This is a genomic window from Flavobacterium flavigenum, from assembly GCF_027111255.2.
GTDB classification, from domain to species: Bacteria; Bacteroidota; Bacteroidia; order Flavobacteriales; family Flavobacteriaceae; genus Flavobacterium; species Flavobacterium flavigenum.
Map to the genome: position 1 here is coordinate 3,129,489 of NZ_CP114285.2, position 22,731 is coordinate 3,152,219.

Annotated in this window: 18 protein-coding genes; 15 read left to right on the forward strand and 3 right to left on the reverse strand. The window is 32.0% G+C overall.

The window, feature by feature from the left end:
• Positions 1-85 precede the first annotated feature (85 nt).
• The 4 genes from OZP09_RS12775 to OZP09_RS12790 all read left to right on the forward strand — a co-directional run bounded on the left by OZP09_RS12775 (position 86) and on the right by OZP09_RS12790 (position 5,514).
• Complete coding sequence (locus tag OZP09_RS12775) at positions 86-691, forward strand: DUF4254 domain-containing protein (protein ID WP_281309483.1); 606 nt, start codon at positions 86-88, stop codon at positions 689-691.
• A 40-nt stretch (positions 692-731) separates the two neighbouring features.
• Complete coding sequence (locus OZP09_RS12780) at positions 732-1,733, forward strand: glycosyltransferase family 9 protein (protein ID WP_281309484.1); 1,002 nt, start codon at positions 732-734, stop codon at positions 1,731-1,733.
• 180 nt (positions 1,734-1,913) lie between these two features.
• The gene (locus OZP09_RS12785) at positions 1,914-4,694 is read left to right on the forward strand and encodes an outer membrane beta-barrel family protein (protein WP_281309485.1); all 2,781 of its coding nucleotides are present in this window, start codon (positions 1,914-1,916) and stop codon (positions 4,692-4,694) included.
• A gap of 58 nt (positions 4,695-4,752) precedes the next feature.
• The gene (locus tag OZP09_RS12790; RefSeq protein ID WP_281309486.1) at positions 4,753-5,514 is read left to right on the forward strand and encodes a GLPGLI family protein; all 762 of its coding nucleotides are present in this window, start codon (positions 4,753-4,755) and stop codon (positions 5,512-5,514) included.
• Positions 5,515-5,764: 250 nt separating this feature from the next.
• Here OZP09_RS12790 and OZP09_RS12795 read toward each other — a convergent pair whose 3' ends face one another.
• From OZP09_RS12795 to OZP09_RS12805, 3 genes are all read right to left on the reverse strand, one after another.
• Positions 5,765-6,160, reverse strand: coding sequence for a hypothetical protein (locus tag OZP09_RS12795; RefSeq protein ID WP_281309487.1), 396 nt, complete (start codon positions 6,158-6,160; stop codon positions 5,765-5,767).
• A 291-nt stretch (positions 6,161-6,451) separates the two neighbouring features.
• Entirely contained in the window at positions 6,452-7,981 is a 1,530-nt protein-coding gene (locus OZP09_RS12800; protein ID WP_269234113.1) for a hypothetical protein, read from the reverse strand.
• Positions 7,982-8,150: 169 nt separating this feature from the next.
• Positions 8,151-9,203, reverse strand: a complete 1,053-nt coding sequence (locus OZP09_RS12805; RefSeq protein WP_025571297.1) for a ferredoxin--NADP reductase — start codon at positions 9,201-9,203, stop codon at positions 8,151-8,153.
• Positions 9,204-9,331: 128 nt separating this feature from the next.
• On the opposite strand from OZP09_RS12805, the gene OZP09_RS12810 reads away from it, so the two are divergent.
• The 11 genes from OZP09_RS12810 to atpG all read left to right on the forward strand — a co-directional run bounded on the left by OZP09_RS12810 (position 9,332) and on the right by atpG (position 20,630).
• On the forward strand, positions 9,332-10,792 hold the full coding sequence (locus OZP09_RS12810; protein ID WP_269234116.1) for a DUF5687 family protein: 1,461 nt from the start codon (positions 9,332-9,334) through the stop codon (positions 10,790-10,792).
• An 83-nt stretch (positions 10,793-10,875) separates the two neighbouring features.
• On the forward strand, positions 10,876-11,571 hold the full coding sequence (locus tag OZP09_RS12815) for an ABC transporter ATP-binding protein (RefSeq protein WP_223682331.1): 696 nt from the start codon (positions 10,876-10,878) through the stop codon (positions 11,569-11,571).
• Positions 11,572-11,658: 87 nt separating this feature from the next.
• Positions 11,659-14,280, forward strand: a complete 2,622-nt coding sequence (gene porW / locus OZP09_RS12820) for a type IX secretion system periplasmic lipoprotein PorW/SprE (protein WP_281309488.1) — start codon at positions 11,659-11,661, stop codon at positions 14,278-14,280.
• A gap of 2 nt (positions 14,281-14,282) precedes the next feature.
• Positions 14,283-14,681, forward strand: a complete 399-nt coding sequence (locus tag OZP09_RS12825) for a bactofilin family protein (RefSeq protein ID WP_281309489.1) — start codon at positions 14,283-14,285, stop codon at positions 14,679-14,681.
• Positions 14,662-14,889, forward strand: coding sequence for an AtpZ/AtpI family protein (locus tag OZP09_RS12830; RefSeq protein ID WP_269234118.1), 228 nt, complete (start codon positions 14,662-14,664; stop codon positions 14,887-14,889). Before OZP09_RS12825 ends, OZP09_RS12830 begins: the two co-directional genes overlap by 20 nt.
• 567 nt (positions 14,890-15,456) lie before the next feature.
• Positions 15,457-16,608, forward strand: a complete 1,152-nt coding sequence (gene atpB / locus OZP09_RS12835; protein ID WP_269234119.1) for a F0F1 ATP synthase subunit A — start codon at positions 15,457-15,459, stop codon at positions 16,606-16,608.
• 103 nt (positions 16,609-16,711) lie between these two features.
• The gene (atpE, locus tag OZP09_RS12840; RefSeq protein ID WP_163396160.1) at positions 16,712-16,903 is read left to right on the forward strand and encodes an ATP synthase F0 subunit C; all 192 of its coding nucleotides are present in this window, start codon (positions 16,712-16,714) and stop codon (positions 16,901-16,903) included.
• Between the two features lie 121 nt (positions 16,904-17,024).
• Entirely contained in the window at positions 17,025-17,525 is a 501-nt protein-coding gene (locus OZP09_RS12845) for a F0F1 ATP synthase subunit B (RefSeq protein ID WP_269234120.1), read from the forward strand.
• Between the two features lie 4 nt (positions 17,526-17,529).
• On the forward strand, positions 17,530-18,063 hold the full coding sequence (gene atpH / locus OZP09_RS12850) for an ATP synthase F1 subunit delta (RefSeq protein ID WP_269234121.1): 534 nt from the start codon (positions 17,530-17,532) through the stop codon (positions 18,061-18,063).
• Between the two features lie 38 nt (positions 18,064-18,101).
• Positions 18,102-19,679: a F0F1 ATP synthase subunit alpha gene (gene atpA / locus OZP09_RS12855; RefSeq protein WP_269234122.1), complete on the forward strand. Its 1,578-nt coding sequence runs from the start codon at positions 18,102-18,104 to the stop codon at positions 19,677-19,679.
• A gap of 90 nt (positions 19,680-19,769) precedes the next feature.
• Positions 19,770-20,630 (forward strand): ATP synthase F1 subunit gamma, encoded by an 861-nt coding sequence (gene atpG, locus OZP09_RS12860; RefSeq protein WP_025572978.1) that lies wholly within the window; start codon positions 19,770-19,772, stop codon positions 20,628-20,630.
• Positions 20,631-22,731 lie beyond the last annotated feature (2,101 nt).

Sequence of the window (22,731 nt, forward strand, 5' to 3'; positions counted from 1 at the left end):
CTTATAACTGGAAATGAAAAATTAAAGGTTTTTTACCTCACTATAAAAGTATAAAAAGTATCTTTGTAACTCTAAAAATAAATACATGTTTTCAAAATTAGCATATTCAGTTTTCGAACAAAGTATCAAAGATTATCATGAGTTTGATAGTGTTGATCAACCCATAAACAATCCTTTCCCAAAGGATAAATTCGAGCATTTATTGTATTTAAAAAACTGGATTGATACCGTTCAATGGCATTATGAGGATATTATCCGTGACCCGCAAATTGATCCTGTAGCAGCTTTAACTTTAAAAAGAAAAATTGATGCTTCTAATCAGGAAAGAACTGATATGGTAGAATATATAGATAGTTACTTCTTGCAGAAATACAGTCATATAAAAGCTAAAGACGGAGCTAAAATAAATTCTGAAAGCCCTGCATGGGCATTTGACAGATTATCAATTTTGGCTTTAAAAATTTATCATATGCACGAAGAGGCTACACGTGCTGAAGCTACGCAGGAACACAGAGATAAATGTCAGGAAAAATTAAATATTCTTTTAGAGCAAAGAACAGATTTATCTACAGCAATTGAAGAATTATTGACAGATATTGAAAACGGTGATAAATTCATGAAAGTGTACAAGCAAATGAAAATGTACAACGATGATGATTTAAATCCGGTTTTATATCAAAATAAAAAATAATTTGGCAGACTTGTCCACCCAAATTAAACATATAGCCGTCATGAGACTATCCGCAATGGGAGATGTCGCCATGACGGTTCCTGTTTTACGCGCTTTTTTAAAACAATATCCAACAGTAAAACTGACTGTAATTTCGCGTCCATTTTTTAAACCGTTTTTTGATGGAATTCCAAATCTTGAGTTTTTTGTTTTTGATGAAAAAGAAAGACACAAAGGATTTCGGGGACTTTTGAGATTATTCAGGGACTTGAAAAAACTTCAAATAGACGCTTTTGCAGATCTTCATAATGTTTTAAGATCTAAGGTTGTGAGTTTGCTTTTCGCTTTAAGCGGAAAAAAAAGAGCAACCGTTGATAAAGGCAGAGAAGGTAAAAAAGAATTGACCCGTGCCGAAAATAAAATTTTCAAACAATTACCAACGATGTTTGAAAGGCACACAAAAGTATTTGACGAACTTGGTTTTCCCTTAGATTTATCAAATCCTGAGTTTCCCGAAAAAGCTATTTTAAGCGCTGAAATTACAGATTTAATTGGACAGAATTATCAAAAATTAATAGGAATTGCTCCTTTTGCCCAATACGATTCTAAAGTTTATCCGCTGGATTTAATGCAGGAAGTAATTTCAAAATTAGCCGAAAATAAAGATCAGACGATATTACTTTTTGGAGGAGGAAAGAAGGAAATCGAGATTTTAGATTCACTTTCAAAACCATTTGAAAATGTGATAAACGTAGCAGGGAAAATTAAATTTCAACAGGAATTACAATTGATAAGTAATCTGGATATCATGCTTTCAATGGATTCCGGAAATGCGCATATTGCTGCAATGCTGGGTGTAAAAGTGGTTACACTATGGGGGGCAACGCATCCGTATGCTGGTTTTTTGCCATTTAACCAAAGTTTAAATAATGCCTTAACTTCGGATAGAAATCTATATCCAAAATTGCCTACTTCGGTTTATGGAAACAAAATTGTAGAAGGTTATGAAAATGCAATGCGTACAATTACTTCAGAATCTATAGTAAATCTTTTAAATTCATAAATACGCACTTTTTTAGTTAATACATATTAATAGTTGCATTTATTTTATCTGATATAAATAATTTTATCAATAATTTAACAAGTAGGTTTAAATACGTATTGTTAAATGAATTAATTTCGGCCGCTGTGAGTTACATCTTACAAAGCTGAAAGATATTAATGTTTAAATCAGAAACTGTCTATGCCAAAAATTACGGTAACAATTGCAATTTTGTTCTTATTCTCTTTTTCATCATTTTCTCAAAAAACAAGTCTTTCAGGTACATTGATTGATGAAAGCGAAAATACTCCCATTTATAATTCTGTTGTTGCTTTACTAACTCCTAAAGACTCCATCTTATATAAATTTACCAGATCTGATAAAGAGGGTAAATTTAATATCCGGAATATAAAAACAGGAAACTATATCCTCATGACCACACACAGCCATTATGCTGATTATCTGGATGCCATAATTCTTGAAGAGACTGAAAAGAATATGGGTACAATTGCTCTTATAAGTAAAATGAAACTATTAAAAGAGGTGATCATAAAAACAGGTTCCATTAGAGTTAAAGGCGATACCACAAGTTACAGGGCAAGTGATTTTAAAGTAGATGCTAATGCAAACGTTGAAGAATTGTTGAAAAAACTACCTGGAATACAAGTTGATAAAAACGGCTCCATAAAAGCTATGGGCGAAACAGTAGAAAAGGTATTAGTTGATGGAGAAGAATTTTTTGGTGATGATCCAGGGATGGCAGTAAAAAATTTAAGGGCAGATGCAGTCAAAGAAGTACAGGTCTTTAACAAAAAAAGCGATCAGGCTGAGTTTACCGGAATAGATGATGGCGAAACAAAAAAAACAATTAACCTGAAATTAAAAGAGGATAAAAAGAAAGGTTATTTCGGGAAGGTCGATTCAGCGAATCAGCCATTTTCAGATGCCGACTCCCGGTACAACATCAATTCGATGTTTAGCAGTTTTAAAGGGAAGAGGAAGTTATCCGCTTTTTTACTAAACGGAAATACAGGGCAGGATGGACTAAGCTGGCAGGATAATGAAAGGTTTGGCGGACGAGATGATATATCTATGAATATGGATGAGGACGGAAATGTCAGTTATGAATGGACAGGCGGCAATAATGATGAAGAACCTTATGTTGATACCCAAAACGGATTTATCAAAAATACTAATGCAGGATTGCAGTACAGCAACAAGTGGAATGACAAGCAAACTTTGAATTTGTCTCCTAAATATAATAAGCAGATTTATACGAACAATAAAAGTACATTTATACAACGCCAGGTCGGAGAAACCCAATTAAACGAAACTACTTCAACGGTGAGTAATGTAAACAGAGGCAACTTTAAATTAAATGCTGTTTACGATGTAAAATTAGATTCTTTAAATTCTATAAAATTTACAGCCAAAACTAATTTTTATGATACTGAAAGTGATGAATTTACAAATGGCGAAACTAAAGGAAGTGATGGATTGATCAAAAACAAACAGAGCAAAACTTTCATTACAGATTCAGATAAACAGTCTTTGAACGCAAATGTATTATTTAAGCATAAATTTGCTAAAGAACGCCGCACGATTTCGCTAAATGGTAGTTGGAATAGGTTGCATACAAATTCAGATAATTTTTTGAAGTCATTAAATGAAAGTTACAATGAAGGAATTATTTCTTCCAGCAATGATGTGGATCAAAATAAGACAGGAGAAAAAACGAGTCAAAATCTTTCATTAAATATAGTTTACACAGAACCTCTGAGTAAAAGGTTTGCATTACAATTAGGATATCAGATTAGTCATAACACCGGTAAGAGTAATTATTTAACCTATGATTATTCCGAGGACACAGGTAATTATGATTTGATTAACACCTCCTTGTCCAATCAGTTTAGACAAACAATAACAACAAATACGCCCAATTTAAAGTTAAGCTATAATGCAAAAAAAATAAACTACAGTTTTGGAAGTGGTTTTGGTTTTACTTCATTTGATTTGCAGGATGAAACCTTAAATAAACAATATAAACGTCATTATACTAACTTTTTTCCAACAGCAAATTTTAATTATAAGTATAAAAGCAACAGTAATTTGCGTTTCAGTTATCAGGGTGCAACTAAACAGCCAACGATTGATCAGTTACAGCCTTTAAGAAACAATCAGGATTTTTTTAATCAGATTGTGGGTAATCCGGATTTGAAACAATCTTTCACAAACAGGATATCTATATTTCATAACACCTATAGTATTTTGACAGAATCGCAGTTTTATCAGAATATTTCTTTAAATATGACTTCGAATTTAATTTCTTATAACAAAGATATTGATCCTGAAAGTGCAAAAACGATTACCAGGCCTATTAATACAAATGGTAATTTTTCAGGTAATTTTTATTTTGGTTACGGATTTAAGGTAAAGAAAATAGATTTATATGTAAACCTGAATCCAAATTTGAATTACAACAAAACGGTACTTAGTATTAATAATAAAATCAGCAATTCTAATACTTTAAATTCAGGGCTTGGAGTTTACCTGAGCAAATTTAAGGAAAAGAAATACGAATTCAGTTTAGGTAATAATTTTTCAAATAATAGAAATACTACTTCTCAAAATGATGAGGTAAAATCATTCAACACGAATAATTTTAGCTTAGAAGCAGGAGTTTATTTTAGAGAAAAATGGAAATTTTCAACAGATTATAATTTATTCTCCCGTCAAAAAACTGTTGATTTTCAAACCAATCTTAACAATCAATTGTGGAATGCAAGACTGCAGCGCAATTTCAAAAATGATGAGTTTACAGCTTATATCATGGTTAGGGATATTTTGAATCAGAATATAGGAATTAGAAGATACGTCTATGAAAATACAATTGGGGAAGAACAAAATGACAGACTGAAAAGATATGCAATGGTAGGTTTTACCTGGAATTTTAAAAACAAGGACGTACAGGCAAAAAAATAATTAGATGCTGCTCAGTAAAAAGGACGAACAGCACAATATAAAAATAAATCACAGGATTATGAAATCATTACTTTTTTTTATTGCAGCCTTAATGTTAACGAATACATCAAAAGCACAGCAATTTATAGATAAGGCAGTAATTGAATATGAAGTAAATACCAACCTCAAAAAAACAATGAGTAATGATAGCTGGGATGAGATGATGAAAGAGAATCTTTCTGATTTAAAAGTCTCCTATTTTACCTATACTTTTGCTGACAATAAAAGCATTTATAAATTTGAAAGATGGAGTCCGAAAACAAGAATACCAAAATATTTAAAAGATCAAGATGAAGAAAATATATGGTTTCATGATTTTACATCAGGAAAAATGACGATGCAAAAACAAATAGCAGGAACTAATTTTGTAATAGCAGACAGTATACAAAATATAGAATGGCAAATTACAAATGAACACAGGGAAATAGCGGGCTATAATTGCCGTAAAGCAATAGGAAAAAGGCCTGATGGCGTATATGTGTTTGCCTTTTACACAGATAATATTACCATCTCCGGCGGCCCATGTTCTATAAATGGTTTGCCAGGCATGATCTTAGGACTTACAATACCAAGATTATACACTTCATTTATGGCTGTGAAAGTAAATTTACAACTGGACAACACATCTGATATTAAGCCACTTTCGGATAAAAAAATGTATGATTTAATAGGATTAAAATCGCTTTTGGAAGAAAAAACAAAAGACTGGTTCAGCTATGGAGAGGATAAAGAAGAAAATAAGAAAAGAAAGGAAATGTTTTTTTGGAATGCTTTTTTATAAATATAATTCTGAATCTTAAAAAGTAAATATAAAGTTTGCTTTAGTTATTCACTTTCAGAACCATTGAATACCCTTAAGCAAGACTTTTACCCATTTGATAAAAGTTTAGATAATGCCTTAACTTCCGATAGTAATCAATATCCAAATTGCCTACTTCAGTTTATGGAAATAAAATTGTGGAAGGTTACGAAGACCCAATGAGAAGTATTTCTCAGGCAAAAATCGTCGAAAAAAAATAAAGAATCTAGTTCTATAAACTTAGAAAAAGATATCCCAATACTTTCTTTTTGTTTTTATCGACAACAATTTCTACAAAATGATTTTCTTGTTCTGTAGCCAGTAAAATGTGCTCAAAATCTTCGGTTGAATTTCTGTAAACTTTATGCACCAGTTCAGATTCTTTTATTTTTTTCGATAAAATTTTAGCTGCTTTTAATTCACTTACATACGGCCAAATATTGAAAAAACTATCTGAAGCTGCTATTTCTTTCATTCCCCCAATAATTGAAGAATTATACTTTTCTGGTGAAAGTAGTTTAGGAGCTTTTTTTTCTTTCTTTTTTTTAATTATGAAGTAAATACAAACGAAAGAAGTTAATACAAAAATTAAAATAAAAGTTAGGCGAAGATAATGATGTGTTGCCATGATATTTAATGTTAAATGTGTGACAATTAAATTAAGGCTTACAAAATCTATCATCAAGATAAAAAATGTATCAGTCTTGTAGATTCTACTAATTTACTAAATTCTAGGCATATATTTTAAAAATCTCCAAAAATATTAATGCTATTTTTGATATTTTTTAAATTGAAAATTCTACTTTAAAAATAGAATCAAATAAAAAATTCCAACTTCGGCTTACGGAAAAAAATGGTGGAGGGTTATAAAGATGCAATGCGATCGATTTTGCCATCAGCAGTGATACAAAAAATGGGTTTATGGCCCATGAGTTTTTCTCAGATTTTTAAAATCATCAACGGTATTGTTTCCAACATTAAAATTAAAAGAATATTTGAGGGTTGTAATTATAGCATTTCCGTTTAGATAAGCAGGTTTATAAAAATCAGGCATGCTTTTTATTATTTGTTCGAGCTCATTGCAAATTTCGGCATTCGGAGCAAATGCTTTTACATTTATGATTTTACCTTTATCATCTATTTGAAACGAAAAACGGATGTTGATGACGCCCTTAAGTTTTGTTTTATTTCGGATAGTTCTTTTAAAATTATTAACTACAAGATTTTTAATGTTTTGATTCATACAATCAATTAACTCATTTGAATTTGATGATTCACAATTCTTATCAAAAACAGGTGGTGTATGCACAAACGGTTTATCGTTAGACACAATTATATTTTTGTTAAATCTATTAATCATTAAAGGATAACTGTACGAATCTATTGCATTAACAGGTTTAATATTTAATTTTTCAAAGGGAAAATATCTAAAAATTGTAACAAGCTGATTATTAAGCTCTGTATTTGCATTCGTCTTAATATTTATTGGTTTACCTTTTTTATCAATATTAAAATATAAAAAAAGACCAGGATGTGCTAGGGGAAAAACAATTTTATCAAGCTCTTCAGCACTTATATATTTTTTAAAATGAAGTGCTAATTCGGTATTTGGGTTTAGGAATTCGCTCCTTACATTTAAAATATTTTCTTGATATTGATTCACTTCCTCTTTATATTTTTCATTGTCAGATTCTATTTCAAGAGAAATGGTTTTTTCACAAACAAAGCTGGTTGGATTACCATTAAGGGTTGCTGGAATTTTGGCTTTTGGAAAGACTGCTACTACTCGATTTAATTCTTTGGTCAAACTATCTGTTGGGGCTTTACAATTTACTTGATCAATCTCACCTTTTTCATTTACTGTGAATTTTACATGTAAATTTAATGATCCTAATATTTTTGCTTTTTTAATTTCGACGGGTGAAATATTATTTGCTACGTGTTCAGAAATTTTCTTTAGCAGGCAGTTGGATAGTTTTGTTTTATTTACAGCAGATTCACATCCTTCAAAAACAGGCAGTTTATCAAAGACAACATTTGTGCTGCAATTAATAATCATTTTATCTCCTTCTGTGGAAAGAATTTGTAGCGTATAAGTGTTCAGTTGGCTTTTTTCGGGAATATTTAAATCTTCAACATTGTAATTTATAAAGGCCTCACGGATATTTTTGTTTAATTCTGAGTATGGCGAATTGACAACAATATTGGTTACTTTATTTTTCGGGTCAATTTTAAAAGTCAGATAAACGAATTTTTTGTTTTTTATTGTATCGCTAATTTTATAATGGCTAAGTAAATCAGAATGGATTCTTTTTGAAAAATATTTAGAAAGAGTGTTGTTTTTATTAGGCTTTGCATAAAAAGAAAATTCTTCATATTTATCAATAAAACATTGATATTCTGATTGTGAAAAACTTATAGTAGAATAGATAAAGAAAAATAAAAACAAAAAGGGCTTCATAGCTACCTGATAATTAATGGCTGTAAATGTATGAAATCACTTTGTAATTTTGTTTCGGATAAATTTAAAATTTGTTATTAAACGTGGAAAAAAAAATTCCAAATCCCAATTATTAAGTTGGAATTTGGAATTTATAATTTTTTGGAAATTTCAACAATTATACATCATCAAAATCCACATAAATAGTTTCAGAAGTTGGATGCGCCTGACAGCTCAGTACCAAACCATCAGCAATTTCTTTATCGGTTAAGATTGAGTTTTTTGTCATTTCTGCACTACCCTGTGTTATACGGCAAAGACAGCTGCTGCAAATTCCGCCCTGGCAGGAATATGGAGCATCGATGCCCTGTTTTAAGGCTGCATCCAGAATGGTTTGTTTTTGAGACATTTCAAAAGTAACTTCGTCATCATCAACCAAAACAGTGATTTTTGTATGTCCTTCTAATGAAGTTTTGATTTCATTTTCCTGCGAAGAAGATGTAAAAAGTTCAAATTTAATAGCGGAGTCTTTTACGTTCTTTTCTTTTAAAATTCCGGAAACTGTATTGATCATTTCTTCCGGGCCACACAAATAAAATTTATCAAATTCCAGTTCCTTGTGTTTATTGTTCAGCACAAAATTTACCGCCGATTTATCGATTCTTCCAAACAAAGCATTTTCGGCTTTAGCCTGACTAAATACATAATGGACAAATAAGCGTCCTACGTACTGCAATTGTAAATCGTGAAGTTCTTGGTAGAAAATAGTTTCTTCAGGAGTTTTGTTTCCGTAAACCAATACAAAAGTACTTTTTGGTTCGCTTTTTAAAACCGACTTTATAATCGAAAGTACAGGAGTAATTCCGCTTCCGGCAACAAAAGCTGCGTAGTTTTTTTGTCTTTCAGCATCCGGTTCAAAAGTAAATTTTCCTTCAGGATGACCCACTTCAAGAACATCCCCTGCTTTTAATTTGGTATTGGCAAATTGCGAGAAAAGACCATTTTTAACCGCCTTTACGGCGATTCGTAATTCACCGCTTTCAGGTCCTGAGCAAATGGAATAAGCACGACGAATTTCCTGATTGTCAAGGGTTAATTTTAAGTTTATATATTGTCCGGCAATAAATTTATAGTCTGGTTTTAGTTCTTCGGGAACATTAAAAAGGATGGAAACAGCATCGGTAGTTTCGCGTTTTACCTCTTTAATTATGAGTTTTAAGAATGAAGGCATGATATGATATTTTATGCAAAAGTAGCAAACAGCAGTTAATTGAAAGGTACTAAACTATTTTTTTTAACTTTTTTTGTAACGTTTCGCTAAATTTGATCTCTTACTACAAAACTGAAAACCAAACAACCATGATTAAAAAGTTTATTTATCTCGAATGGAAGGCCTTTACCAGATCAGCGTCTTTTGGTGCAAATCTGGCAATGAAAATTTTGATAGGTTTTTTGATAGTTTATTTTTCCCTTATTTTTATCGGAATGGGAGTGGGATCATTTTATATCCTAAAGAAAATGAATCTTGAACCCCTGTCAACCATCAACAAATTTTTAATTTATTACTTTTTGTTCGATTTAGTTGTTCGTTTGCTAATGCAGGCGATTCCGGTATTGAATATTAAACCGTTACTGGTTCTGCCTTTTAAAAAACCTACAATTGTCCATTTCTCCCTTGGCAAAACAGTACTATCATTTTTTAACTGGGCGCATGCACTCTTTTTTGTTCCTTTCTCTATTGTACTGATTATTGAAGGTTATGATGTTGCGGGTATTCTTTGTTGGCTGATAGCAGCTTTTTCGATTGTTTATATTAATAATTTTTTGAATATCATTTTGAATAATATTGATAAATTATTTGTCCTTTTTCTGGGAATTGCCATGGCTTTAGGAGCTGCACAATATTATAACTTATTTGATATTACTACTTTTACAGGGCCTGTTTTTCAGGAATTTTATGAAACAAAAGGATTGTTTTTGACTCCTGTTCTGGTTTTAACGGGTCTATATTTTTTTGCATTCAGCTATTTTAAGAATAATTTATTTCTGGATGCCGGGCTTTCTAAAAAAGAGGATATTGCTAAAACTGAAAACCTTGCCTGGCTCAATCAGTTTGGCACTTTAGGAACGTTTCTTAAAAATGATATTAAACTTATCAAAAGGAACAAAAGATCGAAAACAACTATTTTCATGAGTGTTCTGTTTTTGTTTTACGGATTAATATTTTTTGGAAATTCACATCAGCCTGAGATCATGCATATTTTTGCCGGAATATTTGTTTCGGGCGGTTTTTTATTTGTTTTCGGACAGTTTGTGCCAAGTTGGGATAGTTCGTATTATCAATTGATGATGACCCAAAATATTCCGTATCGCGGGTATATCACTTCAAAATGGTGGCTGATTGTTATTGCAACTTTTATCTCTACAATCTTAGCATCATTCTATCTATTTTACGGACTGGAAATTTATCTGACTATTGTGGCTGGAGCAATTTATAATATTGGAGTCAATTCACATTTAGTACTTCTTGGTGGCGCATTTACTAAAACGCCAATTGACCTAAGTAATGCCGGAGGTGCTTTTGGAGATAAAAAAGCATTTAATATAAGTGCTATGTTACTGACGCTGCCAAAATTATTGCTTCCACTATTATTGTATTGGACAGGGCTTCACTTCGGAGATAAAACATTAGGACTTACTTTGGTTGCAGGGGCAGGCGTATTAGGTTTTGTGTTTAGAAATACCGTTTTTTCTATCATTGAAAAAAGATATAAAATAGAGAAATACAGTACAATCAGTGCTTACAAACAAAAAAATTAAAAGTAGTCAATTTGAAAAAATGTGTCAGTTAGATATTGAAATTAATTGACGGGTTTAAACTAAAAATTTAAAATAAAAGAACTATGATACAAGTAAATCAACTTTCAAAAATATACAACGGAACTACAGTTTTAAACATAAATAATCTAGAAATTCCGAAAGGTCAGAGTTTTGGATTAGTGGGAAATAACGGAGCAGGAAAAACTACTTTTTTCAGTTTACTATTAGACCTGATTCAGCCTTCAACTGGAAAGATTACCAGTAACAATATTCAGGTGAATACAAACGAAAACTGGAAATCATTTACAGGTTCATTTTTAGACGAGAGTTTCCTGATAGGTTATTTAACTCCAGAGGAATATTTCTATTTTATCGGAGATTTGCGCAATCAGAATAAAGCAGATGTTGATGCGTTATTGGCACAGCATGAAGAATTTTTTAATGGAGAAATTCTTAAAAATAAAAAATACCTACGTGATTTATCTAAGGGAAACCAGAAGAAAGTGGGAATCATTGCCACACTTATTGGCAATCCTGAAGTGATTATTCTGGATGAGCCTTTTGCCAATTTAGATCCGACAACTGTAAGCCGATTAAAAAAAATTATAAAAGAGCTGGCCGACAATCCAAATATTACCGTTCTCGTTTCCAGCCATGATTTACAACATACTGTTGAGGTTTGTGACAGAATTGTAGCGTTGAACAAAGGTGAAATTGTAAAAGATATTCAAACCTCAAAAGAGACACTACAGGAGCTGGAATCGTTTTTTGCGGTTTAAATTTCTATATTTCAAAAAGAAGCGTATTTTTACCGGTCTTATACTAAAAAACCTTTTTAGAAGTTAATTGATTTAAACTCTTTTCTATTGAAAAAGAATACGCTAAAATATAGTTTTCCATTTGTTTTTATATTTTTTTTGATAGCCTGTTCTACCAAAAGAGACACTTTTTTGGCCAGGAATTCTCATGCATTAAGTACAAAGTATAATATTTTATATAACGGTGGAATTGCTTTAGATAAAGGGCTGGCAACGATAAAAGGCAATGATCAGGATAATTTTTGGGAAATGCTGCCAATTGAAAAAATGCAAATCAATGAGGATATTTCTGAGAAGGAAAAAACAAAAAATCCCGATTTTGAATTAGCCGAAACCAAAGCAACAAAAGCGATTCAGAAACATTCGATGAATATTGGAGGCAGAGAGAAAAACACCCAGATTGATGAAGCCTATTTAATGCTCGGAAAAGCACGATATTATGACCAGCGTTTCATTCCAGCACTTGAAGCATTCAATTATATTTTATACAAATATCCCAACAGCAGTAATATTTATACCGCTAAAATCTGGCGCGAAAAAACCAATATGCGCCTAGGAAACGACGCAATTGCGATAAAAAATATCAAGCTTTTATTAAAAAACACAGATTTAAAAAAACAGACATTTTCTGATGCAAATGCTTTGCTGGCAGAGGCTTTTTTAAATCTGGAACAAAAAGACAGCGCCGTTACCAGACTTAAGGTAGCTGAAAAATTTTCAAGAATAAACGAAGACAAAGCCCGTTATCGTTTTATTCTGGGTCAGATGTATCAGGAAGCAGAAAAAAGGGACAGCGCCATTTATTTTTACAATAGCGTAATCGATATGAACCGTAAGGCTGACCGAAAATATATGATGCAGGCTTATGCCAAAAAAGCACAAATGTTTGATTATGAAAGTGGTAATGATACCCTGTTTTTAAAAACCTATAATAAGCTGGTTAAGGATCGGGAGAACAGACCTTATTATGACATCCTGTTTTTTGAAATGGGCGTTTATTATGATAACAAGAAACAGCAGGAAAATGCACTGGAATTTTATAATAAATCCTTAGCGAGAAAATCTAAAGACTCCTATTTGGTAGCTTCAACATACAGAAACATAGGAAATATGTATTTTAAAGCTACAGATTATACAATGGCTGCCAAATATTATGATAGTACATTGGTAAAATTAAACCCAAAAACGAGAGAATTTGCTTTTATCGAAAAAAACCGAAAAAACTTAGACAACGTTATCAAATATGAAGGAATTGCAAAACGCAATGACAGTATAATTAAAGTCAAAGCCTTACCGGATACCGAAAGAAAAGCTTATTTCGAAAATTATATTGCAGAGTTAAAAAAGAAAGATGAGGCAAAACGAATTTTAGAAGAAAAGGAGAAAGAACGATTAGCAAATATTGAGCAAAACTCAAATTCTAACAATGCGCCAGAAGCTGTAAATCCTCAGTCAGCAGGAAATAATTCGCCTGTGGCTATGCCCGGAGCTTTCAATCCGCCATCCGGAAATGATGCTGCTAGTGCTTTTTATTTCTACAATCCGTCAACAGTTGCTTATGGAAAATTACAGTTCAAAAAAATGTGGGGCAACAGAGCATTAAAAGGAAACTGGAGATTATCTGCTTCAAAGTCAAATGACAATACAGCATCGACAGATTCAATAAGTATGAAACAGGATTCCATAAATGCTTTGAAGGATTTAATAGTTGTCGAAAAATATACAACAGATTTTTACGAAAAACAACTTCCTACAACTCAGGTTGCCATGGATAGTATTGGAAAAGAACGAAATTTTGCCTACTATCAATTAGGGTTAATTTACAAAGAAAAATTTAAGGAATACGATTTGGCCAGTGGCAAATTTGAGCAGTTACTTCGTAATAATCCTGAAGAAAAATGGATTTTACCATCGATGTACAATTTGTATAAAATGTATCAGATTACAAATCCTGCAAGGGCTGAAAGGATAAAGTCTGATATTACTTTCAATTATCCAAATTCACGATATGCCCAAATTTTAAACAATACAAATCCTGAAAATGGCTCAAATTTATCACCTGAAAAAGAATATGAAAAATGGTATAAATTATTTCAGGAGGAACAGTTTGATGTAGTGCTGGACAACATTGACAATTTAATAAATCAATATTCAGGAGATGAGATTGTTTCAAAATTTGAATTGTTAAAAGCAAATACATTAGGAAAAGTGAATGGTTTGGCAGCCTATAAAAAAAGCATGGAAGAAGTTGCTGATAATTACCCAAATAGTGAAGAAGGCAAAACTGCACGTGAAAATTTAGAAAAGCAAATCCCAACACTTGAAAAACTTGATTTTACAACAGATGGGAAAAGCTGGAAGATTTTATATTTAGTGGATAGAAATGATACTAAAACAGCCAAAAAAATTGAAGAAGCGATTAAGGTTTTTTTATTAATTGAAAATTTTGAAAGATTAACCACTTCTTTTGATAAATATAATAAGACTCAAAGCTTTTTTGCTATTCACGGTATAAAATCTGAAGCTTATGCCAGAGATGTTGCAGGAGTTTTGAGAGATGATGAAAAATATAAAATTTTACATCCGTTCATTATTATTTCAAGTGAAAATTACAAAATAGTTCAGATGAAGAAAAACCTTCAGACTTACTTAGCGCCAAAAACTCCATAATTATGTTTGAAAAAGCAAAAAAAAGCGGGACAGAACTTTTAGGAAAAACCAACAGAATTGTTGAAGGAACTTCCATTATAGGGGATATAGTTTCTAAAGCAGATTTTCGACTTGATGGAGAATTAATTGGAAATTTTACTTCACAGGGAAAATTAGTCATTGGACCATCAGGTATTATAAAAGGAGAAATTATTTGCCATAATGCAGACATCGAAGGAGAATTCCAGGGAAAATTAAAAGTTTTAGAAGTCCTTAATATAAAAGCCACTGCACGTATTCATGGAGAAGTAGCAGTTGGAAAATTGTCTATCGAACCCGGAGCTGACTTTACGGCAACTTGTACAATGCTCGCTCATTCAAATCAGGTAATCATGTTAGAAGATGGAAAAGGATCCGAATAACAATAAAAGAAACAAATGGCTGGCTCTCATAAATATTCCTTTTCAAATGGGGGTCATTATTTTTTTGTTTTCTTACTTAGGATCCTGGCTGGATGAAAATCACCCAAGTACAAAAGTCTACTATAATAAGATATTAGTTATGGTTGGTGTAGGTCTTGCTCTGTATAACGTTATTCGACAGGTAAACGAAATCAATAAAACAAAGTAATTTACATTAAAACAGCTTTAAATAAATATTGCATCTTTGCATAAAATTATTTTGAAATGTCTTTAAAAAATTACAAACCTGTTTTATACTTATTTTTAGTCAGCTTCTTTACCTATATAATACACAAGTCGGTTTTTTATTTTTTAAAACTTGATGACAGTAATTTTCATTATACTCTGGAAACTTTATATTTAATCTTTTCAGTATTTGCGACAGTATTATTAGTTGTCATATTAAAGTTTGAAAAAGATAAATTTGACAGTATAGGAATGTTTTTTATGTTTGGGACTTTTATTCAAATGTTTTTGTCCTATCTGATATTGAAGCCGATTTTATCAGACAAAATTCATAGCGTATCTGTTGAAAAAATCAACTTTTTTGTAACATTTATTTTGTTTTTGTTATTTGAGACGGTTTTAACTGTCGGATTATTAAATAAAAAGCTATAAAACAGGGATTCTGTATAATAAGGTTCAAAAATAATTTTTTATATCCTTTTTAATATTAATAAAAAATGTACCTTTGCACCAAATTTTAGAAACGTAAAAAAATAAGATTTTCCACGATATGGTGATTTCAAACAAACCACTCAGATTTATTCTTGCAGCTTTAGTAGCTTGTCTTCCACTAATGAGCTTTTCAAATACAGAAAAAGACTCAGCGCATGTTCAAACTGAAGAAGCTCATGGAGCCGTTTCAGAAGGGCATCATGCAGAACAGACAGATATTAAATCTAAGATTAAGGCATTTATTGGTCACCACGTTTTAGACTCTCATGATTTTACTTTGACGCAGGATGATGAGACTGGTAAATATTATGGTTTTCCATTGCCTGTAATTATTTGGGATAATGGTCTTCAAATTTTTTCTTCTTCAAAGTTTAATCACGGACATTCAGTAGCAGAATCAAATGGTAACTATTATGTAATTAATCACCATGATGGTAAAATTTACAAAACAGATGCTGAAGGAACAATTACTGAAGATGAGAAAACAGGTCACCCAACAAATGTTCGTCCTTTAGATTTTTCAATTACAAAAACAGTAGTTTCTATTTTTGCAGCAGCATTATTGATGTTTTGGTTGTTTTCAAGTTTGGCTAAATCATATGCTAAAAACGGAGGGATCGCTTCTGGTGTTGGAAGAATCTTCGAACCGTTGGTAGTTTACATTCGTGATGAAGTTGCTATTCCAAACATTGGACAAAAACACTATAAAAAATACATGAGCTATTTATTGACAATCTTTTTCTTCGTATTGTTTTTAAATATTTTTGGATTGACTCCACTAGGGATTAATGCTACTGGTAATTTAACAATTACCTTTTCTTTAGCAATCCTTACTTTCTTAATTACAAATCTTACAGCAAATAAAAATTACTGGGGTCATATTTTTTGGATGCCAGGTGTGCCAAAACCAATGAGAATTATTTTGGCACCAATTGAATTGTTGGGAGTTTTCATCAAACCATTCTCATTAATGATTCGTTTGTATGCTAACATCTTTGCAGGTCACATCGTATTGATGAGTATTATTGGATTAATGTTTATCTTTAAAAGCTGGATTGGAAGCAGTTTGTCTTTTGGATTGTCATTTGTACTTTCTATACTTGAAATTTTAGTTGCGTTTTTACAAGCCTATATTTTTACTATGCTGTCTGCACTTTATTTTGGTTCAGCAGTAGAAGAGCATCATCACGAAGAAGAAGCTCACCATTAAGTCGAAAGTAAAATTGAAAAGTTAGAAGGCTGTAATAATGACTTTTAAACTTTAAGACTACTAGACTCTTTAAAAAGAATGTTTAATTTTTAATTTATATATTATGGAAATTCCAAATATCGTTGGAGCAGGATTAATCGTAATCGGAGCAGCATTAGGAATTGGTAGAATCGGTGGTTCAGCAATGGACGCTATCGCTCGTCAGCCAGAAGCTTCTGGAAAAATCCAAACAGCTATGCTTATCGCTGCTGCACTTATTGAAGGTATTGGTTTCGCTGCGTTATTCGCTGCTTAATTAAAACACAAAAACAATAGTTGCAACGGTTGGTTGTAACTATTGTTTTAAAATTAAAACATTACAATTCTCTGTAAATTGCAATTAAAAAAAGATAATTTAAAATTTATAATCATATATAATGGATAAGTTAATATATCAGTTTGAGTTCGGTTTGTTCTTTTGGCAAATATTAATATTTGTTGGATTGATTCTTTTATTGAAAAAATTCGCCTGGAAACCAATTCTTGATGCAGTAAATGAGAGAGAACAAGGTATCAAGGACGCATTACTTTCCGCTGAAAATGCAAGACAGGAAATGCAGAATCTTCAAGCTGACAATCAAAGAATTCTGAATGAAGCCCGTGCAGAACGTGACGCGATGTTAAAAGAAGCCCGCGAAATGAAAGAGCAAATGATTGCTGATTCTAAAAACGAAGCACAGGCTCAAGGTCAAAAAATGATCGAGCAGGCAAAAGCGGCTATCGAAAGTGAAAAAAATGCTGCTATGGCTGAATTGAAATCTCAGGTTTCGACTTTATCATTAAGCATTGCTGAAAAATTATTGAAAGAAGAATTATCTAACAAAGAATCTCAAACTAAATTGGTTGAGAAAATGTTAGGTGACGTAAAGCTAAACTAATATTATGGCAAGTACAAGAGCAGCAATTCGTTATGCAAAAGCAATTCTGGACTTAGCAAACTCTAAAGGTGTTGCCGAAGCTGTCAATAACGATATGAAGTCAATTGCATCAGCAATTGGCACAAACACAGAATTGAGTGACTTTATTCTAAACCCAACTACAAGAGTTGAAGTGAAGGAAAGTGCTCTTTTAGAAGTTTTTGCAGATGTAAATGGAGTAACTAAAGGTTTGTTTCATTTATTATTCGAAAACAAAAGGTTTGAAATTTTAGAAGCAATTGCAGTAGAATACAGTAAAGTATTTGACGAAGGAAACGGTATAGAAGTAGCAAAAGTTACGACAGCAATCCCAATGGACGCTGCTTTGGAAGCTAAAGTTTTAGCTAAAATTGCAACTTTATCAGATAAGAAAATAACAATTGAAAATGTAGTAGATCCAGCAATTATTGGAGGATTTATTTTAAGAATAGGTGATCAGCAATATAACGCTTCAGTTGCAAACAGATTACAAGTATTAAAGAGAGAGTTAAGTAATTAGTTTTTATAACACAAAAAGTGTCTAAATTATAAATTAAGATGGCGGAAATCAAACCTGCTGAAATTTCAGCAATATTAAGAAAGCAAGTAGAAGGTTTTGAATCTGGTGCTACGCTAGAGGAAGTAGGAACAGTACTTCAGGTTGGGGATGGTATTGCTCGTGTTTACGGGTTATCTAATGTACAATATGGTGAGTTGGTTGAATTTGAAAACGGACTTGAAGCTATTGTATTGAACCTTGAAGAGGACAACGTAGGTGTGGTACTTTTAGGGCCATCAACTGGTATCAAAGAAGGATCAACAGCAAAAAGAACCCAACGTATTGCTTCTCTTAAAGTAGGTGAGCAAATGGTAGGACGTGTAGTAAACACTCTTGGTTTTCCAATTGATGGAAAAGGACCAATTGGTGGAGATTTATACGAAATGCCTTTGGAAAGAAAAGCACCTGGTGTAATTTTCCGTCAGCCGGTAACTGAGCCATTACAAACTGGAGTTAAAGCAGTAGATGCTATGATCCCGGTTGGACGTGGTCAGCGTGAGCTTGTAATCGGTGACCGTCAAACAGGTAAATCAACTGTTTGTATCGATACAATCTTAAATCAAAAAGAATTTTACGATGCAGGAAAACCTGTATTTTGTATATATGTTGCAATTGGACAAAAAGCTTCAACTGTAGCAGGAATTGCTAAAATGTTAGAAGAAAAAGGCGCAATGGCTTATACAGTTATTGTTGCTGCTAATGCTTCTGATCCAGCTCCAATGCAGGTTTACGCTCCATTCGCTGGTGCTGCAATTGGAGAATACTTTAGAGACTCAGGCCGTCCGGCTCTTATCGTTTATGATGATTTATCTAAACAAGCTGTTGCTTACCGTGAGGTTTCTCTTTTATTAAGAAGACCACCGGGACGTGAAGCTTATCCTGGAGACGTTTTCTACTTACACTCTCGTTTATTAGAGCGTGCTTGTAAAGTGATTGCTGATGATGGTATCGCTAAAAACATGAACGATCTACCAGATTCTATCAAGCCAATCGTAAAAGGTGGTGGTTCTTTAACTGCATTGCCAATTATCGAAACTCAGGCTGGTGACGTTTCTGCATATATCCCAACAAACGTAATTTCGATTACAGATGGTCAGATTTTCCTTGATGGAGATTTGTTCAACTCTGGAGTTCGCCCTGCAATTAACGTAGGTATCTCTGTATCTCGTGTTGGAGGTAATGCTCAGATTAAATCAATGAAAAAAGTTTCAGGAACTTTAAAATTAGACCAGGCTCAATTCCGTGAATTGGAAGCTTTTGCTAAATTTGGTTCTGACTTGGATTCTGTTACTTTGAATGTAATTGAAAAAGGAAAAAGAAACGTTGAAATCTTAAAGCAAGGTTTAAATGATCCTTATCCTGTGGAAAACCAGGTTGCGATTATTTATGCAGGATCTAAAAACTTATTAAAAAATGTTCCTGTAAATAAAGTAAAAGAATTTGAAGCAGATTTCATCTCTTACTTAAACAGTAAACATAAAGATACGCTTAACGCATTGAAAGCTGGTAAACTAGATGACAACATTACTGATGTTATTGAAAAAGCAGCAAAAGAAGTTTCAGCAAAATATAACTAATTAGATAATTGGTAAATTAGATAATTAGAAAATGAACCAACATTATTCTAATTATCTAATTTTCAAATTGTCACATTTTCTAATTAATAGATGGCAAATTTAAAGGAAATCCGTAATAGAATTACTTCCGTTTCATCGACGATGCAGATTACATCGGCTATGAAAATGGTTTCTGCTGCAAAGCTTAAGAAAGCACAAGATGCAATCACTGCAATGCGCCCTTATGCCGAGAAATTAACAGAGTTACTGCAAAATCTTTCTGCTACACTTGATGGTGAAGTTGGAGGAGATTACACAGCACAACGTGAAGTAAAAAAAGTATTGCTTGTAGCAATAACTTCGAACAGAGGTTTATGTGGTGCATTCAATTCAAATGTTATTAAAGAAATCAAAAACCGTACTGAATTTTACGCTGGTAAACAAGTTGATGTTTTTCCTATTGGGAAAAAAGGAAACGATGTTTTGGCTAAAACACACAAAGTTCACGGTCATCATAATGCAATTTTTGATCATTTAACTTTTGATAACGTTGCTGCTATTGCAGATAATTTAACTGAAAGATTCTTATCTGGAGAGTACGATAGGATTGAATTGGTTTACAATCAGTTTAAAAATGCTGCAACTCAAATTGTTCAGGTTGAACAGTTTTTGCCTTTAGCTCCAATTAAATCTGACGAATCAGTTTCTGCCGGAGATTACATTTTCGAACCTTCGAAAGAAGAAATTGTTTTGACTTTGATTCCAAAATCATTAAAAACACAATTATACAAAGGTATTCGTGATTCTTTTGCTTCAGAACATGGAGCACGTATGACAGCTATGCACAAAGCAACTGACAACGCAACAGAATTAAGAAACCAATTGAAACTGACATATAACAAAGCACGTCAGGCTGCAATTACTAATGAAATCTTAGAGATTGTTGGTGGTGCTGAAGCCTTAAATGGATAGTGAATATTCAAAATTATATACAAAAAAAGAGCCTGCATTTGATTGCAGGCTCTTTTTTTGTATTTAAGAATTCCCCATTATTCTTAAATTAGATTTTAAAATGGTGATTCTGGAGAATTCTTTTCCCCAAGAATCATTACCATTTTAAAGAATTGAAGTGGATTTAACCCACTTTGCTTTGTTTTTATGGGAACAAACTAGCTTTATTAATCCCATTGCTCACTTTTTAAAGGGTTATATTCAGCTCTTACAATCCCTGTGCTTTGTTTTTATGGGAACAAACTAGCTTTATCAACCCGATGCTTACTTTTTTATAGGGTTATGTTTCAGCTCTTACAATCCCTGTGCTTTGTTTTTTTATGGGAACAAATTAGCTTTATCAACCCAATGCTTACTTTTTTTAGAGGGTTGTATTTCAGCTCTTACAATCCCTGTGCTTTGTTTTTTTATGGGAACAAACTAGCTTTATCAACCCAATGCTTACTTTTTAGAGGGTTGTATTTCAGCTCTTACAATCCCTGTGCTTTGTTTTTACGGGAACAAATTAGCTTTATCAACCCAATGCTTACTTTTTAGAGGGTTGTATTTCAGCTCTTACAATCCCTGTGCTTTGTTTTTACGGGAACAAATTAGCTTTACCAACCCGATGCTTATTTTTTAAGGGTTATATTTCAGCTCTTAAAATCCCTAGTGCTTTGTTTTTTACGGGAACAAATTAGCTTTATTAATCCCGATGCTTTGTTTTTTTAAGGGTTACCTCTTAGCTTTAATCAATCCCGTGCTTTGTTTTTAGGGTACAAATAGCTAAATTATCCCAAGCTCTGTTTTTTTACAGGTTACATATCAGCTGTATCAATCCTGTTATGCTTTGTTTTTAGGGTACAAAATAGCTTCATCAACCCGATGCTTTGTTTTTTTGAGGGTTACATATCAGCTGTATCAGTCCCTTATTTTTTATAAAAAAAGATTTACTTTTTTAGTATTACAAATATTTGATTATATTATTAAAACCACAATACCCACATTTAGTGATTTTTCAATTTTGTTATTTATATTAATTATAGTGTTTTAAGTAATTGATTTTCTATGTTTTATATTAGTTTTCCAATTTTAGTACTTGATTACTTATGTAGGGATATATTATATAATAGAGATTTGACAGAATACTTTTTGAAAATTATCGCAAATTTTAATTATAAATGATAGTAAACCAGTTTTGGTCTTATGAATTTGGTTGAACTTAAAATAAAAAAGCAAAAGAGCCAACAAATTAAAGTTGGCTCTTTTTAATATATAGTAGTTTCTAAATTTTTCATTAACTATAAAATGGTGATCCTCAACTTCCCCAAAAAATTGAGAATCAATACCATTTTATAAACAATTGACAGATTATTCTCTGTAGTGCTTTGTCTTTTATGGGAACAAACTAGCTTTATTAGTCCCAGTGCTCTGTTTTTTTAAGGGTTACATTTCAGCAGAATCAATCCCTGTGCTTTGTCTTTTATGGGAACAAACTAGCTTTATTAGTCCCAGTGCTCTGTTTTTATAGGGTTACAATACAGCAGAATCAATCCCTTTTGCTTTGTCTTTTATGGGAACAAACAAGCTTTATCAGTCCCAGTGCTTCCTTTTTTATAAGGGTTGTATTTAGCTTTCTCAATCCCTATGTGACAAATTTATGATGAGAATAGAAAAAAAATGTTACATAATTTTCTTGATTAAGTTATATATTTCACATGTGTAAGTTTTTTCTACTTAATTATTAAGATAATATTCTATATCTTTCTTAACAATAACTCACTATTAGATAATCTCATCAAAAAACAGAAAGTTATTTTCTGAATGATTTCATTTGTATGTCAATAAATTGCAATTGAAAATGACATCTTTATGCTGATAGGTGATGACGAGATAGTAATTATAAAGTGTAAATATTTTAAAGTTTACATTAATTGTAAAATACTTCATACTATTATAAAGGAGTTGGTAAATGAAGATCATAATTCATTATAACCAATAGGTTTTCATTTATTGTAAGTTGTAGATGAAAAGAAATTATCTTATTAAAATTGTCGTGAAGTTTTTTATTGATTCATTAAAA

Excerpts from the sequence above, each read along its gene's own strand:
- atpG (WP_025572978.1), top strand. The coding sequence starts at position 19,770 with ATGGCAAATTTAAAGGAAATCCGTAATAGAATTACTTCCGTTTCATCG.
- OZP09_RS12805 (WP_025571297.1), bottom strand. The coding sequence starts at position 9,203 with ATGCCTTCATTCTTAAAACTCATAATTAAAGAGGTAAAACGCGAAACT.
- atpH (WP_269234121.1), top strand. The coding sequence starts at position 17,530 with ATGGCAAGTACAAGAGCAGCAATTCGTTATGCAAAAGCAATTCTGGAC.
- OZP09_RS12780 (WP_281309484.1), top strand. The coding sequence starts at position 732 with ATGAGACTATCCGCAATGGGAGATGTCGCCATGACGGTTCCTGTTTTA.
- OZP09_RS12775 (WP_281309483.1), top strand. The coding sequence starts at position 86 with ATGTTTTCAAAATTAGCATATTCAGTTTTCGAACAAAGTATCAAAGAT.
- OZP09_RS12785 (WP_281309485.1), top strand. The coding sequence starts at position 1,914 with ATGCCAAAAATTACGGTAACAATTGCAATTTTGTTCTTATTCTCTTTT.
- OZP09_RS12795 (WP_281309487.1), bottom strand. The coding sequence starts at position 6,160 with ATGGCAACACATCATTATCTTCGCCTAACTTTTATTTTAATTTTTGTA.
- atpB (WP_269234119.1), top strand. The coding sequence starts at position 15,457 with ATGGTGATTTCAAACAAACCACTCAGATTTATTCTTGCAGCTTTAGTA.
- OZP09_RS12830 (WP_269234118.1), top strand. The coding sequence starts at position 14,662 with ATGGAAAAGGATCCGAATAACAATAAAAGAAACAAATGGCTGGCTCTC.
- OZP09_RS12790 (WP_281309486.1), top strand. The coding sequence starts at position 4,753 with ATGAAATCATTACTTTTTTTTATTGCAGCCTTAATGTTAACGAATACA.
- OZP09_RS12845 (WP_269234120.1), top strand. The coding sequence starts at position 17,025 with ATGGATAAGTTAATATATCAGTTTGAGTTCGGTTTGTTCTTTTGGCAA.
- OZP09_RS12815 (WP_223682331.1), top strand. The coding sequence starts at position 10,876 with ATGATACAAGTAAATCAACTTTCAAAAATATACAACGGAACTACAGTT.
- OZP09_RS12810 (WP_269234116.1), top strand. The coding sequence starts at position 9,332 with ATGATTAAAAAGTTTATTTATCTCGAATGGAAGGCCTTTACCAGATCA.
- OZP09_RS12825 (WP_281309489.1), top strand. The coding sequence starts at position 14,283 with ATGTTTGAAAAAGCAAAAAAAAGCGGGACAGAACTTTTAGGAAAAACC.
- atpA (WP_269234122.1), top strand. The coding sequence starts at position 18,102 with ATGGCGGAAATCAAACCTGCTGAAATTTCAGCAATATTAAGAAAGCAA.
- atpE (WP_163396160.1), top strand. The coding sequence starts at position 16,712 with ATGGAAATTCCAAATATCGTTGGAGCAGGATTAATCGTAATCGGAGCA.